Genomic DNA, 15,729 nt, shown 5'->3' with positions numbered 1-15,729 from the left:
ATAAAGAGAAAGGCAATTAGTAGTCGGTTATAGTTTAATTTTGACAGTTGTACCTTCAAATTCGATTCTTTCATCATTAACATTTACTAATTCATCTAACTCATAAATATTTTTATACCCATATCCATAAAGATTTATAAATGTCGGAATGTTTAATGCTAACATTATTGGTTTTTTATTAGACAATGTTTGTGTTTTAGCATTTCGTTTTTTCTTTTTCCTTTTCTTTTTCGGGTTTGTAATTTTAGAAGTAAAATCAATTTGATCACCCTCAAAATTATTATTACAATAAATTAAAATCTTAGTATTGGTGTCAGGGATTAATTTCCATAAATCTTCTTGAGTAAAGTCTGAGAAATCCAAATGAATCGCTCCCTTTATATGTTTTCTAGAATATCTAAAATTAGAACGAGTATCTAAAATTACTACATTTTTTTCTTTACTCATCTTTACAAATTCATCCAAGTTAATTAACCTCTGTGCTCGGTAGTCTTCTACTTCGTTTACCAAATCCTTAAAGTCACCATAACTCGCAAGGGATTTTGGATATTCTTTTTGTAATTTTTCCTGACCAATTATTTGTCCGCAACTCATCAAAAGAAGCAAAATAAATACATATTCATTCATAGTTGATACATTTTTGATTATTCAAATATATGTTTAGTGATTGATTAATAACATGATGAATGAGTGAATTGTTGTTTTTGTTGAGTTAACTTGAGTTTTGATTGAGGTATACAATTTTGATACATATTTTTCAAACATTCAATTTATAAATCCATTTAGAATTATGTGCAAAGTTTTTTATGGGTTTTCCTTATTTGAATTTTAAATTATAAAATAGATATGAGCTTTGAAAAAGCTCATATCTATTTTTTTCAAATTAGAGATTTATATAATAATTGTGATTTTACTTTAATTCTCACTTTTCTTTTTACTTTCTTTTGGTTTATCTTTTTCTAAATTCTCTTTCTTTTTAGATTTTTCTAAATCTAATTTAAGTTTTTCCATTTCTGTATTTGCTATATTTGCTTTTTGTTCCTCGAGTTTTGCTTCTTCTTTTATCAATTCTTTAGTTTGATTTATTACCTCTTTAAATAAGATTTCATATTTGCCTTTATCAATTGCTCCATTAAAATACATTTCTGCTAGTCGATATAAAGATTCTCTTGTAATCATTAGACTTGTTGTCCTATTAGTTAATTTTTCAAGTTCAGCAGCGGTTTTTATTGCAACTTCTGCATCAATAGTTCCTTCAACTTTTGCTTTTGTGGTTAGATTTAAATTTCTTGATAAACCTGCATCTGGTGACTGTTCTGCTAAAATTTTAATATTACCATTCTCGTCCACATACATAAGAGTTTGTCTTTGAGTTGGGTCATGATGAGCCCACATTAATGTAGTTGGTTTATTCGTAAATTGTTTTACTCTCATAATTCCAGATCTTGCATTTGTGTTTCTTACATTAATAGCCGGACTACAAGCAACAGATGTGATTAATATTAAAATAATTACAATTACATTATTAATTTTCATACTTATTTGTTTTAATGAGTGATTTGTTGTTATTTTTACTAGTAAATACTTAATTTTCATTGTGTTAACATTTCAAACCTAGGGAATTTTCCCGTAAATTTTTTACGGCTTTCCGTATTCTCGTTATTTTTTTGAAAAAAATATTCAACTTCAAAAAACACTATAGATGTACTATATAATTACACTTGTATATTATGATAGTAAGCAGTGAATATGATAGAAAAAACAAAAAAACAATACCATTTTGTATTTAAAATACCAGTTTATAAGTCATCATGAATAGAGATTGATAATTCCTCTCAAATCCAGATACTCTCACAGCCTAGCGCCTTCAACTATTCATGCTCTAACCATGTCGCATAAATACAATTGTTTTGGCGTATTTGTAATAGTATATCACCGTAGGTTTACGTACATTTGAGATGCTAAATAACAATATATGTACTCATGAAAGCCACCAGCATTGCTAATCACGAAAAAACGTTTTTTGACAAAGGAATAGATGCCAGCGGAAAAGAATTTATTATTAAAGAAATGTCTGTTCCTATTAAAGGAACGAGTCAGGTAATGCCTTATGTGCAATGCAGACTCAAAAACGGAGATACATCTTTTTATGAGCAAGAGAAACATACAAAAAACCAAATCGTACTGCACTATACTGCTGGATATTTAAAAGGAGATATCGCTGCGTTATCAAGGCCTAACTATCGCGTATCAACCCCTTTTATTATTGCAAGAAATGGTAAAATACTCAACCTATGGTCGTCAGCATATTGGTCATATCATTTAGGTTCTGGTGCTGTAGGAGGGAACACTCGTGGTAGTAAACGAACCATTGGGATAGAGTTGTCTAATATTGGGTTTCTAAAAAAACGAAATGATAGACTGGTTACCGTATATAGTGATAATGATGTGTATTGCAACATGGATCAAACACAATTTTACACGAAATTAGCAACGCCTTATCGAGGAGAACAATATTATGCTACATTTACCAAACAACAGTATAATAGCCTTATCTTATTATTACAGTATTTGACTTCAGAGTACAATATACCCAAAGCATTTTTGCCAGAAGATCAGCGATATGAAATAGGTACAAATGACTTGGTGAATTTTGAAGGTATTGTATCTCATGTGAACTACAGAGTATCAGGCAAATGGGATATAGGGCCGGCCTTTGACTGGAATACAGTTATAGAAAGCCTAACATCGTAATAAACAGGTCGGGAAATTACCCGTATTTGTCGTATTTTTGACAGAGTTGTACTATCTCCATAAGTACCTTTAATTATTGTTTAATATCTGTAGTAAAAGCCAATATAAATCGTTATACATGAAAAAGATATATACATTTAAACTTACCGTTTTTATGCTGTTTTTTGTTAGTGCTTGTGGGACGTATACACCAAAAAGTAATCATCTTTCTGCTGTATTATCCAATACACAACAAGCGATGACAGATCTTAAAGTAAAAATACCAACAACAGACAAAAACCTTCTGGACGCACATCAAACGCTAGAACAAAAAATAAAAGAACTTTTTCCACTACTTAGAAAATGTAATGAAAAATATGCGTTGACTAAACCATATATGGCAACACTAGAAGGAGCAGAGAAATCATTAACTCGATTACACAAAGACTTTGATAACGTAGAAGACAAGATTTCTATTTTGAGTGCGATACATTTAGATTATGATGCCAAGCTAAAATCAATCCAAAACAATCCCAGAAATGAAGCAACAACTAAGATCATCGTAACGGTTGATTCTAGTGAAGACGAAGGTTTTTTTGTATTTGGGAAACTATCATTCGAGCAAGGGCTTAATATTAAGCGTTTTCGATTTAATAGACCTACCCAAAATGCCTCTCAGGAGTTTGTGCCGGGATATTATTTGTTTTGGTTAGAAAAAGAAAATCGTATAAGTGAACCCGAGTTACACCTTATTGTGGGGAGCGGAAAAGAGAAAGAAGAGAAAAAACTGGTTTTAAAAACGCCTAAATAATACGATAATGCTTGTATCGAAATTAAAAGAGGTTTGGAAAGAGGTTACACTGCTCACTACTTGGATAGCAACAGTAACGGGAGCCTTTATCATACCATTACCAGCATGGTATTCTTCAGATCAAAACACTTCTTTTCTAACCAAATTTGGAGTATTTATAGCAACTGTAATCGCTGGGTTTCTTATTTTGTTTTCACTAAAAAATAAAGTAGCCAAAACATGGATGCGATTATCGATTGCTTTTTTCATACTTTTTATCTGTAGCTACACAACCTATCACTTTTTTAGAGAAGCTAAGACATTACCGTATGTAGAAAAAGATATTATCATTGGTAATACTATGGTAGAAAACAATCCTTTTGAAGCTTTTGAAGCCTCACATGGGTTTCTACCGGCAAGAAAAGAACGGATGATGATTCTATTGGGAGATCCCGAAAAAGCATGGACGAAGCAAAGCATAATGTCAAATAGAATTTTACTTATGGTGTTCTTGTTTTTATGCTATTTGTTTTCTGCGGGATTTATGATCTCTTTTTGTAATCTAATTATTTTATATAAAGAAAAATACACTATCAAATTAGTCAAGAAAGAGCAAGAGTAGGCTATTTTATTTCAGCGTTTTGTTAATCTTGTGAGCTATGATTTTATTCCGCTAAATAACATTGTAGTACAAAAATTCGAGTTTTTTTGATTTAGAAACACTAAATTTTATAATTTCAGCACGTTTATAATGTAAATTGTTGAATTTTTTGATACTCCTGAATACGATATTAGTTGCAATCATTTTTGTAAGCCTTTTTTTAGGAGGAATACTATTATCAAATACAAAAAAACGATTATCCAATATATTCTTAGGAATATATTTACTGTTGAATACCTTACAAATGACAGGTCATGTCATTTGGTATTTATTTATGGGGATTGCGAGGGCGTTTCAATACAATTCTGCGTTGACATTTTCGTTTGCTCCACTGTTATTTTTGCATGCGCAATACCTTCATGAACCTAAAAGAAAATTTAGAAATTTAGATTTTTTACATTTTACGCCTACCATAGTCGCAATGCTATTAGCACTTAATAATGTAACCTTATCTCCCTGGCATAGAGTTTTGGTATACCTAGGTGTTTTTGTATATAGTTTTTTGATTCTTAGAAAAGGAGCCGTTAAAAAACGTAATGCCCTAAAAAATGCAAAATCAAATCTGCCAAGAATTGTGAGTTGGCTTCAAAATATTACAATTCTATTTTTATTGATAGTGATTTTTGATTTAGCATACTATCTAGGATTCAGGATTATTGGAGATAGCTTTTTGTTTGTTCAGACAATGGTGTATTTGTGTATTCTAATACTGGTGTTGTATATGCTAAGAACTATACTTGATGCAACCTCTAGAATCATAATTTTTGGTATTAATAAACCTTTTATCTTCAACAGAAATCAACAAGAAGAAAAGAATGCAGTATATACATCTCAATTAAAAGTGCTAGAGGAGTATATGAATACAAATCAACCATTTTTGAACCCTACATTAACTTTAGAACAGTTATCCAAAGAGGTTGATATCTCTAAACGAGATTTGTCTGAGTTGATTAATTTTCATTATCAATTAAATTTTGTAGCATATATAAATGTTTTTCGCATTGAATTAGCCAAAAAGATGCTAGTTGATCCCAAGGATCAAAAAGTTACAATTTCTGAAATTATGTATGCAGTTGGGTTTAATTCAAAATCTTCATTTAATACTTTGTTTAAACAAAATACAGGTTTTACTCCTTCTCAATACAAGAAAAAGAATGTGTAGTAAACATATCATCTGATATTGCTAATACTATCGACATGTGTAATTATCTAATAAAATGTTAAAACCTTAAAGATGAGGATTAAAATGCGTTCGGATAAGTGTATTCGAACTTCTAAAACTGCATAATTCCTAATATTTGCGGCAAAACATTTAATTGAAAACCCATTTGATATGAAAACATTTTTTATAACTGTATTTATTTATTTTTTAATGTTTCAACCGTCTTTTGCTCAAGATAAAAACCGAGAGGTTTATCACATTCCTGGGCATGAAAACGTTGAAAACATGATTGGTTTTAATCAGGCGATAAAAGTTGCAAATACGCTATATATATCCGGTACAGTTGATGGATTACATGAGGATATGGAATCACAAATCACAACTATTTATAAATATGTAGAAGAAACGCTCAAAAATTTTGATGCAACTTCGGCAAATATTGTTAAAGAAAATGTCTTTACTACAAACCTCGAAGAATTTAAAAAACATATTGCGCTACGTAAAAAGTTTTATAATGAGAATCAATTTCCTACTTCTACCTGGGTAGAAGTCAAAAGTTTATTTATCCCAAAACTAAAAGTAGAAATAGAATTTGTTGCAGTCATTTAATAGTATACTCACTTTTTAAACATTACCCATGAATATTAAATACATCACATTACTGATATGTACGTTTCTTATTTCGGCAACTGCCTTTTCTCAGTATCAAGATCAAGATAAAAAAGCTATCGACAAGGTCATTTCTAAATTGTATCGGGCTATCTCCTTTGATAAAGGAGAGGGGCAGGATCGAGAGGCCTTAAAACAAATTCACTATAGAGAAGCTATGGTAGGTATGGTAGACACTACAAAAATTAGAATGTTTACCGAAGATGAGTTTAGAGAAACAAACCAAAAAGCATTTAAAAATGCAAAAATCACCTTATTTCAAGAAAGAGAAATTAATGCTATTACCCATGTATATGGCGGCGTGGCAATGCGTTTTAGTTCTTATGAATATAGGGTTAAGCGTGAGGATAAAGAGCGCAGTGTAAGAGGAGTAAATACGATACAATTGATAAAAGATCCTAAACAAGGTTGGTTGATATATTCTGTTATTTTTAGTGATACCAATTCGTATCCCGATTTGCCCGATATATACACTAAGCAATAAAATCATTATTAGAAATACATTCAAATTTTTTTTAAAGCTTTAAATATGTATAAATATACCGTATTACTATTGGTGTTGTGTGTAGGTTGTACATCACAAAATAAACAAGCTGGTCAAAAAGCGTCTATTCGATATTTTTCTAAAATGACAGGGATCATTTCACCTTATATGGAATATTCCCCTAGAGGAGAGTTAGATTCGATAGAAATTATAGGAAAATCATATTACAGTGTTATGTATTATACACAAGACGACATAGCAGAAATAAGGTATTTTAAGAACGGAAAAAAGAGTGAAGACAGCTACTTTGGAACGCATAAAGTAGTGTATCAATATTATCAAGATAGTATCTTAAGAAGATATTATAATAGTGACAATAAAAAAGCATATATGAGTAGACATTATTATGGCGGGGGAGATATTTATAAAGAACGATTTTCTCTTAATAAAGGAGGTATTAAACAAGAGATGACTATGCATGATACCCTCAATAAAAGAGTGTCTAATGCTTTTGGAACCTATAAATACATATGGAAAACAAATACTGCTAACAAGTTTATACAACATCAATATAAGCAAGATGGTAGTTATAGTAAGCTAACGAGCTATTTTCCCTTTTACAGTGCAGAGATTACTATAGACAGCAAAGGACATTTATATAGCATTACTAATTTAGATACGATTACAATGACCAAATCACTACAAAAACAAGCTGGTTATGCTACTGTAATCTTTGATTTTGATGATTTTGGAAATGAAAGAGGATGGAGTTTTCATACTTTGGATAAAAGATTAGTGAATCGAAAAAGTGTAGCTGATATGGAGTTTGGCTATGCCAAAGTAGTTTATGATTTTGATTGGAAAGATCAAAAATTAGGAATATCTCGATCTTTTACAATGAAATTTTTGGATACACTGGATGAGCCTACAATAAGTAATGATAATATACACAGTAGCAAATTTGAGTTTGATGATCATGACAATTTAGTGTCGATTTCATATTTTGATGAGCAAAATCAACCAAAATTACATCCTGTTACACACTATCACAAGGTAGAACTTATATATGATGATAGTGGAAAACAAACCGGGATCCTCCGTTTAGACGAAAATAAAAAAGAGATTTAAGCACCGATTGTCAAAAAGGAATACAAAAGAGTAGAGAATGAAAAAATTGATATATATGCTGGCTTTGGTAGGAGTATTTCAGTATTCTTATGCTCAGAACCATACATTTAATATGGTAAAAGAAGGGATATACACGATGCAATTCGTTTCAAAACATACAAAGGACACGTATCGTATCGATGTTCAGATTCCCTTTGGGTATCAGAGTAATAAGAATCGTTACCCAGTGTTATATGCTTTAGACGGAAACGTATCTTTTGGTATGGTAAGTGATATCGCAAAGTTGCTATACTTTGAAAAACAACATAGCGCAGTGATTATTGTAGGAATTAGCTATACTACATATCAAGAGTGGATTCATAAAAGAGGTCGTGACCTAATGCCCAATACGACTTCTACAAAAGAGATTGACCGATACCATACATTTATAAAAGATGAGTTAATACCGCTAATCAACACTAATTTTAGAACCCAAAAAGATAAGAATATTATCTACGGGCATTCTAGTGCAGGAGTATTTGGTTTTTATAGTATGTTTAAAGAACCGTTAGTGTTCAAAAATTATATTTTAACAAGCCCTTCTGTAGATGAAGATGGAGGGTATATCAAACAGATGGAAAAGAATTTCCATATCAAAAATAAAAACCTTGACATATCCCTATATACTTCTATGGGTAACTCTGAAAAGCCGGCATATATAAACAATTATACCCAGTTTATAAAACAACTAACAAACAGTAATCATAGTGGGTTGCATCATAAAACAGATATTTTTGAAGGGACACATATGTCTACGATGGCTCCGGCATTTGTAAAAGGTTTTGAATATATGTTTAGGAATAAAGAGAAATAGCCGGTTTTGTCAAAAAAACTTAATAAATCACTCTATCTTTAGGATTACGGATATGTTATTTTCCTAGTTTTTTAAAGAGTATTCAATCTATAAATCAGAAATTATTATAAGCGAATAAGTAAATCCAATGGCACAAGCATAAATATAATTAGGTATCCTAACTATATTTGTGCTAGCAATAATGCTAACAATAAAATTTAAACGTAACATTATGAGTAAATCAATTTTTTATCATGCCGGATGTTCTGTATGTGTAAGTGCCGAACAAGATATCGTTAACCTAATTGGTAGTGAGAATGTAGAAATTGTTAATATCGGAGAAGTAAGAGGAAGAATTTCTGAAGCAGAAACAGCCGGAGTTCAATCTGTTCCAGCATTATTAACACCCAACGGAAATGTCTTACATTTAAACTTCGGTGCATCTATAGCTGATGTTAAAGGATGATTTTTTAATTTATAAAGTCAGGATTCCTAATTAGAATTCTGACTTTTTTGATACTTTGCTACGAATATTTAATTTTACAAATCAATGAACTATCTTACCATAAAATTTTGAAGCTGTACTTCATAAATTCGATATCAAAAAGAAATACTTTAAATATTGAAAATCAAGAGAACTACAGCTTGCAAGAAATAAATGTTAGTGAAAATGAACCATGAAAAATGACATTGACTATAAAATAACCCAAGCTTTAGAAAGAATTTCAAAGACATTTAGAGTCTTGTTATGGGAAGAGAGTAAAGAATTTGGGATTAGTCCAATTCAAATTCAGATTTTAATCTTCTGTTTGACTCATACAGAAGATATGTTAAAGGTAAGCTTACTTGCAAAAGAATTTGATCTTACTAAGGCTACAGTTAGTGATTCTATAAAAGTACTTCTCAAAAAAGAACTTTTGATAAAGGTGCCTGATACCTATGATGCTAGAAGTTATACGGTAAGATTAACAAAAGAGGGTAGAGATATAGCAAACAAAACGTTGAGATATACTTCAGCTTTAGAAACAGCTATCAATCCACTAGGAAATGATAAAAAAGAACTTTTATTTAATAATTTATTAAAGATTATTGATAGCTTAAGCAAAAAGTCTGTTATTTCAGTTCAGAGAATGTGTTTTACTTGTCAACATTACTCCCAAAATAATAATACAAGTTATTGTAACTTTCTGCAAAAGAGTTTATCAAATAAGGAGTTACAAATTGATTGCGATGATCATAAAATCATTGAATAATTTTTTAGATCGTTATACAAATACTTTTTGTTGACAGGTGTAATATTTTTTTAAAACTGTTATTAACTTTTTTTTAAGAATTATTTTTCCTTTATTTGATTTTTCGAAATTTGCCCCCGATAATTCGTGAACCTCTTAAGTAAAGATTTTCTCATGCAAATTTCAATAGTAAATAGATATCGTCATTTATATCGTAAAACCTATACAATACTTCTTTTTTTATTATGTGGTTTCTCAAACATAATATATTCACAAACAGAAATTGATTCTTTATTACAAGTCTTTGATCAAACTCAAGACAATTTAAAACGACTTATCGTTTTAGACTCTTTAACAAAAAGAATGATAGAGTCAAATCATGATCAACAATTTGAATATCTTGAAAAAACGATACATCTCGCTAAAAAGTTAGATGATTACGATCTAATGGCTTCAAAATCAAGGTTTATCATACAAAATTATATCTGGAGTGGAAAAAATGATAAAGCACTACAAGTTATTGAAGAACTATTAACGCACAAAGAAAAATTCAAAACACAAAAATCCGAAGCACATTTATTATTAAAGCGCGGAGCTGTATACTATAATCAAGAGCAATTAAACAAAGCGGTATCAGATTACAACCGATCTTCGACACTTTTTTTAAAAACCGAAGATTCTATTTATGCTGCAGACGGTATGTATTTTGCTGCACAGGTGTATTCTAATTTGAATGATTTTGTAAAATCAGTCAATAAGTATAAAAAAGCGCATCAATTATATGAAATTTTGGGAGATACAAATTATGCGCTCTATGCGGCAATCGAACTTAATGATTTGTATAGTAAGAATGGCTTTTCACAAAAGGCTATTGCTAATAGAGAAAAGTTAATAAAATCAATTCAGAAAGGTAATAATGATGATGATAAGTATCGTATTCAAGCAAAAGTACTGCAATCAAACATCAATGATTATCTAAAAATTAAAGACTATGATAGCCATAAAAAAACAATAGATCGGCTTGAAGCTATCTTTGATAGCGTGCCGAACGGAAGCTTTAAACGCACGTTACACCTATTATTAAAAGGAAGTTATACCGATTATTTATTGTTGAATGATGAGTTGGCTATTGCCAAAAAGTATCTGGATACATGCGAAAAACTGTTGGCAAAAACAGAATCTCCTCAATATTATGAAGCCAAAGTATTGATTCTTAAAGCAAATTATTATCAAAAAACAGAAGACTTACAGAAGGCCCAAACAGCATTGAAAAAAATTCTCGCTAAAAAAGGAAAAATAAGCGATATTGATTTTCATATAGAAGCTCAAAGAATGCTTTCAGAAATATACGTTACTAATGGGAAGTATAAAGAAGCTTTTGAACTTATAAAAAGTAACAGTATCACAAAAGATTCCATATATACATCAAACAATACAAATTCATTATTATATCATCAATCTATTTTTGAAACCGTACAAAGGGAGAAAGAAATCATCAAACAAAATGCAGCAATACAACAACTCGAAAACGAGAAAGAAATTGCAACAACCAAGCGTAATACGCTGTTGATCATTTTGGCAATTATCATTGTAGTAGCTTTTGGAGTTACTTACTATATCTGGAGATATGGAAAACAAAAACGAAAAAGACTTGCCACAAAAATTGAAAAAAACGAAAAAGAACTTGCAAAGTTTACAAAACAATTACTAGAAAAAGGAGATGCACAAGAAAAACTAGTCAAAGAATTAGAAGAATTAAAATCAGAATTTGGAGAAAAACAATCACTCAAAAATCTGCAAGAACTTACAACGAATAAGATTCTTACAAAAGATGACTGGTATACTTTTAGAGAAAAATTTGTCTTAGTCCATCCAAACTTTTTTAGTAGAATAGAAAATAAAGGGTATAAACTTACCAAATCTGAAGAAAGATTGGTAGCAATGGAAAAGTTGGGCCTTAATACAGGACAAATAGCAAACTTACTTGTCATTTCAGAGGATAGTGTAATGATGAATCGATATCGTCTGCGTAAAAAAATTAGTGCGCCAAAGGGAGCTCCAATTCTCGAATATTTAGAAGCATCCTGAAACACTGTAAAATTAAGATAGAGATTAATAATGTTTATATTCTCAAGATAATATATTCATACTGTTTTGACCATTTTTTATATAAAAATAAGGAGCTCAATACTTACGTTTTTGTCCTCTTTAACAAAAAGAATATTCATTTTATTAAATAAGAGAAATCCTTGTAATGCTTGTTATAACTGGGTTTTTGAAATTGTAGGGGTATTTGTAGAGGTGGTTTTTTACAAAAAAATCAAAAGAACAAATAGATTTGCAGAGCAATCAATAACAAACCTGTTTATGATAAAAAAAATACTTTTTGTGTATGTAATACATATCCAAGAAATGATTACAAAAACATTGATTTCGACAAAAAACGATTAAGGTTATATCACTAATTTGTTAAGCGCCTAAATCATAATTTTAAAAGAAGATTAAGGGGGAAAATCACATTTTAAATTCTGATTAGGTTGTACTAAAAGACCACTCTATTATGAGTGGTTTTTTTATGCTCATAGTATTTTTGTAGAGAAAAATTTATATTTTAATATATGATAATTAAAAATATAGATTCTAATATGCAAGTATTGATTTATACTACTCTCTAATTTAGTTGATGTACTATTACAAATTTATTTTACTAATTATTTTCTAAAAAAATTAGGGTGTTTACTTAGATGTGTGTTTAAAGAGTATCATTTCCAATGATTTTAAAACACTTAGGTTGTAAAATATTATTATTATCAATTTAAATATATGTATTTATGAGCGAGAACACTAAAAGTGTATGTGAAGAAAAAGTCTACGAACAGCTTTATAGAGATCATGCAGAAAAAATATACTTCTATTTGTATTATAAATTTGGAGACAGCGAAAAAGCAAGAGATATTGTCCAGGATAGTTTTGCAAAATTATGGATCAATTGTTCTAAGATAGTTATCAAAGCAGCCAAAAGTTTCTTGTACAAGGTGGCCAATAATTCATCTATTAACGAATTAAGACAACAGAAATCTTTCTTGAAATATCAAAATACAAATCAAAAAACGATTACAAATGAATCTCCAGAATATCAAATGGAAGAAAAAGAATTCATGGAGCGATTAAATATAGCCATAGGGAATTTAAAAAGTAGGCAGAGAGAAGTGTTTTTAATGAGTAGAATGGAGAAAAAAACATATAAAGAAATTGCTGAAATCTCAGGGATCACAGTCAAAGCAGTAGAGAAGCGAATGCAATTGGCTTTGTTAAACCTTCGTAAGTCAATTCCTAACCTATAATTTTTTATTATGAAAAGAATTCAAGAATATAAAGAAAATGAGTTTTTGTCAAACTGGATACAAGGAAACATTTCAATTAAGGATTTAGAATCTTTCATGACTTCGGAGCTGTATAAAAATTTGGTCAATTCTAGAGAAAAAAATAAAACTGTATAAAACATTTAAAAATGTCTGATTTTAAACATAAAAATAATTTCCTGGCGCGTTGGTTAGAAGGAGAAGTTTCAGAAGAAGAAAGGAAACGGTTTGAAGCATCTAAAGATTACCTTGCTTTTAAAGATATTTTGAATGCAACAGAACGTTTTGAACGACCTGTTTTTGATGTAGAAAGTAATCTTACAGCTCAAAAAGAGTTTAACAAAACTTATAATGCCAAAAAACCAAAGGTAGTTCAACTCAAACTTTTTTTATCTGCAGCCGCCGCAGTTGTATTAATTTTGATTGGTTTGAGAATCTTTATCCCTCAATCTACTACGATACGTACCGAAGTTTCACAAATCAAAACCTTGACCTTACCAGATAATTCTCAAGTAACATTAAATGCGGGCTCCTCAATTGAATATGTTCCTAAAGATTTTTTAACGAAACGAAAACTAACATTAAAAGGTCAGGCGTTTTTTAAAGTTGCCAAAGGCTCTACCTTTATCGTCAAAACAAAAAACGGAGATATTTCAGTATTAGGCACGCAATTTGACGTAAATGCTAGAGAGTACAGATTAGAAGTACATTGTTTTGAAGGTCGGGTTCAAGTAGATAATGATAAAGAAAGTGTAATTATAGAGGGAGGAAAAGCAGTAAGATCAGGACGATCCAAAAAAATGCTTCAATTTGAGATCCAAGACCAAGAACCAACCTGGCTTAATGGTATTAGTACATTTAAAGAAGTGCCATTAAAACAAGTTATAAACGAATTAGAAAGGCAATTTGGAATCACAATACAATCAGGAGATATCGATACAGAAAGAATGTTTACCGGATTTTTTGAAAATAAAGACCTTAATAGTGCAATAAAGACATGTTTCGAACCTATGAATATAAATTGTATTTTCATTAATAGTAAAAAAATAAAACTCGTGAACAAATAATTTGTCAGATTAAGTCTTAACTATATTTCAAATAAAAATGCATCAGTTTACGCAAACTGATGCATTCAATGTACACCTACCTATTCACAGAGAATATGTCTTTTAATTGTTTCACCATACCACCGTCTCCAGAGACACTGATTTCACCAATCTTATCGGCGATTTTCTCTACATACTCCATTTCTTTTAGCTTGTAGAGCATTTCGTTTTCTTCCATAAGTTTGGCAGTATTTAGTAAACTACGGGTAGAAGCAGTCTCCTCACGACGAGTGATAATGTTAGCCTGAGCTTTCTTTTGTGCTACCAGTACCTGATTCATAATTTCCTTCATGTCACCTGGTAAAATAATATCTCTGATACCACAATTCAATACTCGTACACCTAGTTTTGTAGCTTGGTTTTTTACGCTTTCCAGTACTGAATCTGCAATACTTTCTTTACGTTCTAAAAGCTCATCTAGCGTGTAGTTTCCTACAAAAGCCCTCAAGGCTAACTGCATAGCGATATATAATTGTTTTTCATAATCTTTGTTATCTAATAAAGCTTTTTCAATGTCAACAACCTTATACTGAGTATAGAAATTGATACGAACTGCTGCTTTATCCTTAGTTAATAGTTCTTGACCGGTAATCTCTAATTGTAGCTGACGCAAATCGGCTTTAGCAATTTTGATAGAAGTATCATTTCTCCAAAAACGATACGTACCACTCTCAAGAATTTTAGCATATACATCATCTACGATCAATACAGCTTTTTCATATGCAGCGACTTCAAAAGCTCTGATATGCTTTATTAATGCGTAGTGATTAAATAACGATTTCTCGATCTTTTCAGTAATATAAACCTTACTCAAATCTGCAGTCACAAATTCATAATCCATTAATCCTTTCCAGTATGTATAACGTCCCGCAGCTAAGGTGTTTTTAAAATTGCCATTCTCATATAATAGCACAAGCTCGTTGTCTTTTACTTCAATGATATGTAACATGGTCTCTAGCTCCTTGTCTTGTAATAAAATTTCCAGAGCTATAGGTGCTGCAAAAGGTTTTGTAAGATCGTATTGTATTGCTTTTTCATTAAATCCCAACCAGTGATTTCCTTTGGTGATCACCCTTTGGTAATCTCCTTTTTTGAAAACTAAACCTACTTTGCCCGCATTAATTCGTACTCTTTTCATTTTTTTTCTTTTTTAATTAAACATTTATGAGATGACAATTTCTATACTAGAGACTTTGTCTACTTCAATCCAGAACTACGGGTATGGCTCTGTCTTAAAGTATATTTTGGGTGTGCCCTCGAATACTCGAGGTCGGGCTATCCGTTTTTACTCCTCGGTTATCGCTCTTCGATAACACTTCGGCAAGCTTAGTGTTATATCTCAAAACGATACCCTGCGGGGTAACCACTACTATCCCTCACACAATATTACTTTTTATAAAAACGGTGAAAGCAAATCATCTTTCCTGTACGGAAATAAGAGTTTGTTATACTGTCTATAACTGGTTTTAAGAAATGAGATCAAAGTGTAATTAACATTATAAAAAATTGATTATACTAAAATCATAATCTCAAAAAAGCAACTATTTTCAGTGATAGCAATACTAATATT

Annotated in this window: 17 protein-coding genes; 14 read left to right on the top strand and 3 right to left on the bottom strand. The window is 30.6% G+C overall.

The genetic code is table 11. The annotated features are described in order from the left end of the window. Positions 1-27: 27 nt before the first annotated feature. Entirely contained in the window at positions 28-627 is a 600-nt protein-coding gene (locus FHK87_RS05120; RefSeq protein WP_140590841.1) for a rhodanese-like domain-containing protein, read from the bottom strand. 288 nt (positions 628-915) lie between these two features. Beyond that, positions 916-1,536 carry a hypothetical protein gene (locus tag FHK87_RS05115; RefSeq protein ID WP_140590837.1) on the bottom strand — a complete coding sequence of 207 codons (621 nt, stop codon included), beginning with the start codon at positions 1,534-1,536 and terminating at the stop codon, positions 916-918. Positions 1,537-1,983: 447 nt separating this feature from the next. Between FHK87_RS05115 and FHK87_RS05110 the strand changes: the two genes are divergently transcribed. The 14 genes from FHK87_RS05110 (at position 1,984) to FHK87_RS05050 (ending at position 14,120) form a co-directional block, all read left to right on the top strand. Beyond that, a complete protein-coding gene (locus tag FHK87_RS05110; protein WP_140590834.1) occupies positions 1,984-2,754 on the top strand; it encodes an N-acetylmuramoyl-L-alanine amidase in 771 nt (256 codons plus the stop codon). Between the two features lie 118 nt (positions 2,755-2,872). Beyond that, positions 2,873-3,544, top strand: coding sequence for a hypothetical protein (locus FHK87_RS05105; protein WP_140590831.1), 672 nt, complete (start codon positions 2,873-2,875; stop codon positions 3,542-3,544). Positions 3,545-3,551: 7 nt separating this feature from the next. Then, entirely contained in the window at positions 3,552-4,145 is a 594-nt protein-coding gene (locus FHK87_RS05100; RefSeq protein WP_140590828.1) for a hypothetical protein, read from the top strand. 148 nt (positions 4,146-4,293) lie between these two features. Further along, positions 4,294-5,346, top strand: a complete 1,053-nt coding sequence (locus FHK87_RS05095) for a helix-turn-helix domain-containing protein (protein WP_140590825.1) — start codon at positions 4,294-4,296, stop codon at positions 5,344-5,346. Between the two features lie 171 nt (positions 5,347-5,517). Beyond that, positions 5,518-5,955, top strand: a complete 438-nt coding sequence (locus FHK87_RS05090; protein ID WP_140590823.1) for a RidA family protein — start codon at positions 5,518-5,520, stop codon at positions 5,953-5,955. 28 nt (positions 5,956-5,983) lie between these two features. Continuing rightward, positions 5,984-6,499, top strand: a complete 516-nt coding sequence (locus FHK87_RS05085) for a hypothetical protein (protein WP_140590821.1) — start codon at positions 5,984-5,986, stop codon at positions 6,497-6,499. 45 nt (positions 6,500-6,544) lie between these two features. Beyond that, complete coding sequence (locus FHK87_RS05080) at positions 6,545-7,627, top strand: hypothetical protein (RefSeq protein ID WP_140590818.1); 1,083 nt, start codon at positions 6,545-6,547, stop codon at positions 7,625-7,627. A 37-nt stretch (positions 7,628-7,664) separates the two neighbouring features. After that, a complete protein-coding gene (locus FHK87_RS05075) occupies positions 7,665-8,480 on the top strand; it encodes an alpha/beta hydrolase (RefSeq protein ID WP_140590815.1) in 816 nt (271 codons plus the stop codon). A gap of 211 nt (positions 8,481-8,691) precedes the next feature. Next, complete coding sequence (locus tag FHK87_RS05070; protein ID WP_140590811.1) at positions 8,692-8,925, top strand: thioredoxin family protein; 234 nt, start codon at positions 8,692-8,694, stop codon at positions 8,923-8,925. A 211-nt stretch (positions 8,926-9,136) separates the two neighbouring features. Next, positions 9,137-9,712 carry a MarR family winged helix-turn-helix transcriptional regulator gene (locus FHK87_RS05065; RefSeq protein WP_140590808.1) on the top strand — a complete coding sequence of 192 codons (576 nt, stop codon included), beginning with the start codon at positions 9,137-9,139 and terminating at the stop codon, positions 9,710-9,712. Positions 9,713-9,865: 153 nt separating this feature from the next. Next, positions 9,866-11,779 carry a tetratricopeptide repeat protein gene (locus FHK87_RS05060; protein ID WP_140590805.1) on the top strand — a complete coding sequence of 638 codons (1,914 nt, stop codon included), beginning with the start codon at positions 9,866-9,868 and terminating at the stop codon, positions 11,777-11,779. Between the two features lie 743 nt (positions 11,780-12,522). Further along, the gene (locus FHK87_RS05055) at positions 12,523-13,035 is read left to right on the top strand and encodes an RNA polymerase sigma factor (RefSeq protein WP_140590802.1); all 513 of its coding nucleotides are present in this window, start codon (positions 12,523-12,525) and stop codon (positions 13,033-13,035) included. A gap of 9 nt (positions 13,036-13,044) precedes the next feature. Then, positions 13,045-13,191, top strand: a complete 147-nt coding sequence (locus FHK87_RS26065) for a hypothetical protein (protein WP_226294093.1) — start codon at positions 13,045-13,047, stop codon at positions 13,189-13,191. 11 nt (positions 13,192-13,202) lie between these two features. Further along, positions 13,203-14,120: a FecR family protein gene (locus FHK87_RS05050; RefSeq protein WP_140590799.1), complete on the top strand. Its 918-nt coding sequence runs from the start codon at positions 13,203-13,205 to the stop codon at positions 14,118-14,120. Between the two features lie 76 nt (positions 14,121-14,196). Here FHK87_RS05050 and FHK87_RS05045 read toward each other — a convergent pair whose 3' ends face one another. After that, a complete protein-coding gene (locus tag FHK87_RS05045; RefSeq protein ID WP_140590795.1) occupies positions 14,197-15,297 on the bottom strand; it encodes a slipin family protein in 1,101 nt (366 codons plus the stop codon). Between the last annotated feature and the right edge of the window lie 432 nt (positions 15,298-15,729).

It is taken from the genome of Aquimarina algicola (genome assembly GCF_006443095.1).
Lineage (GTDB): Bacteria > Bacteroidota > Bacteroidia > Flavobacteriales > Flavobacteriaceae > Aquimarina > Aquimarina algicola.
This window is presented reverse-complemented; position numbering and strand designations above follow the sequence as displayed.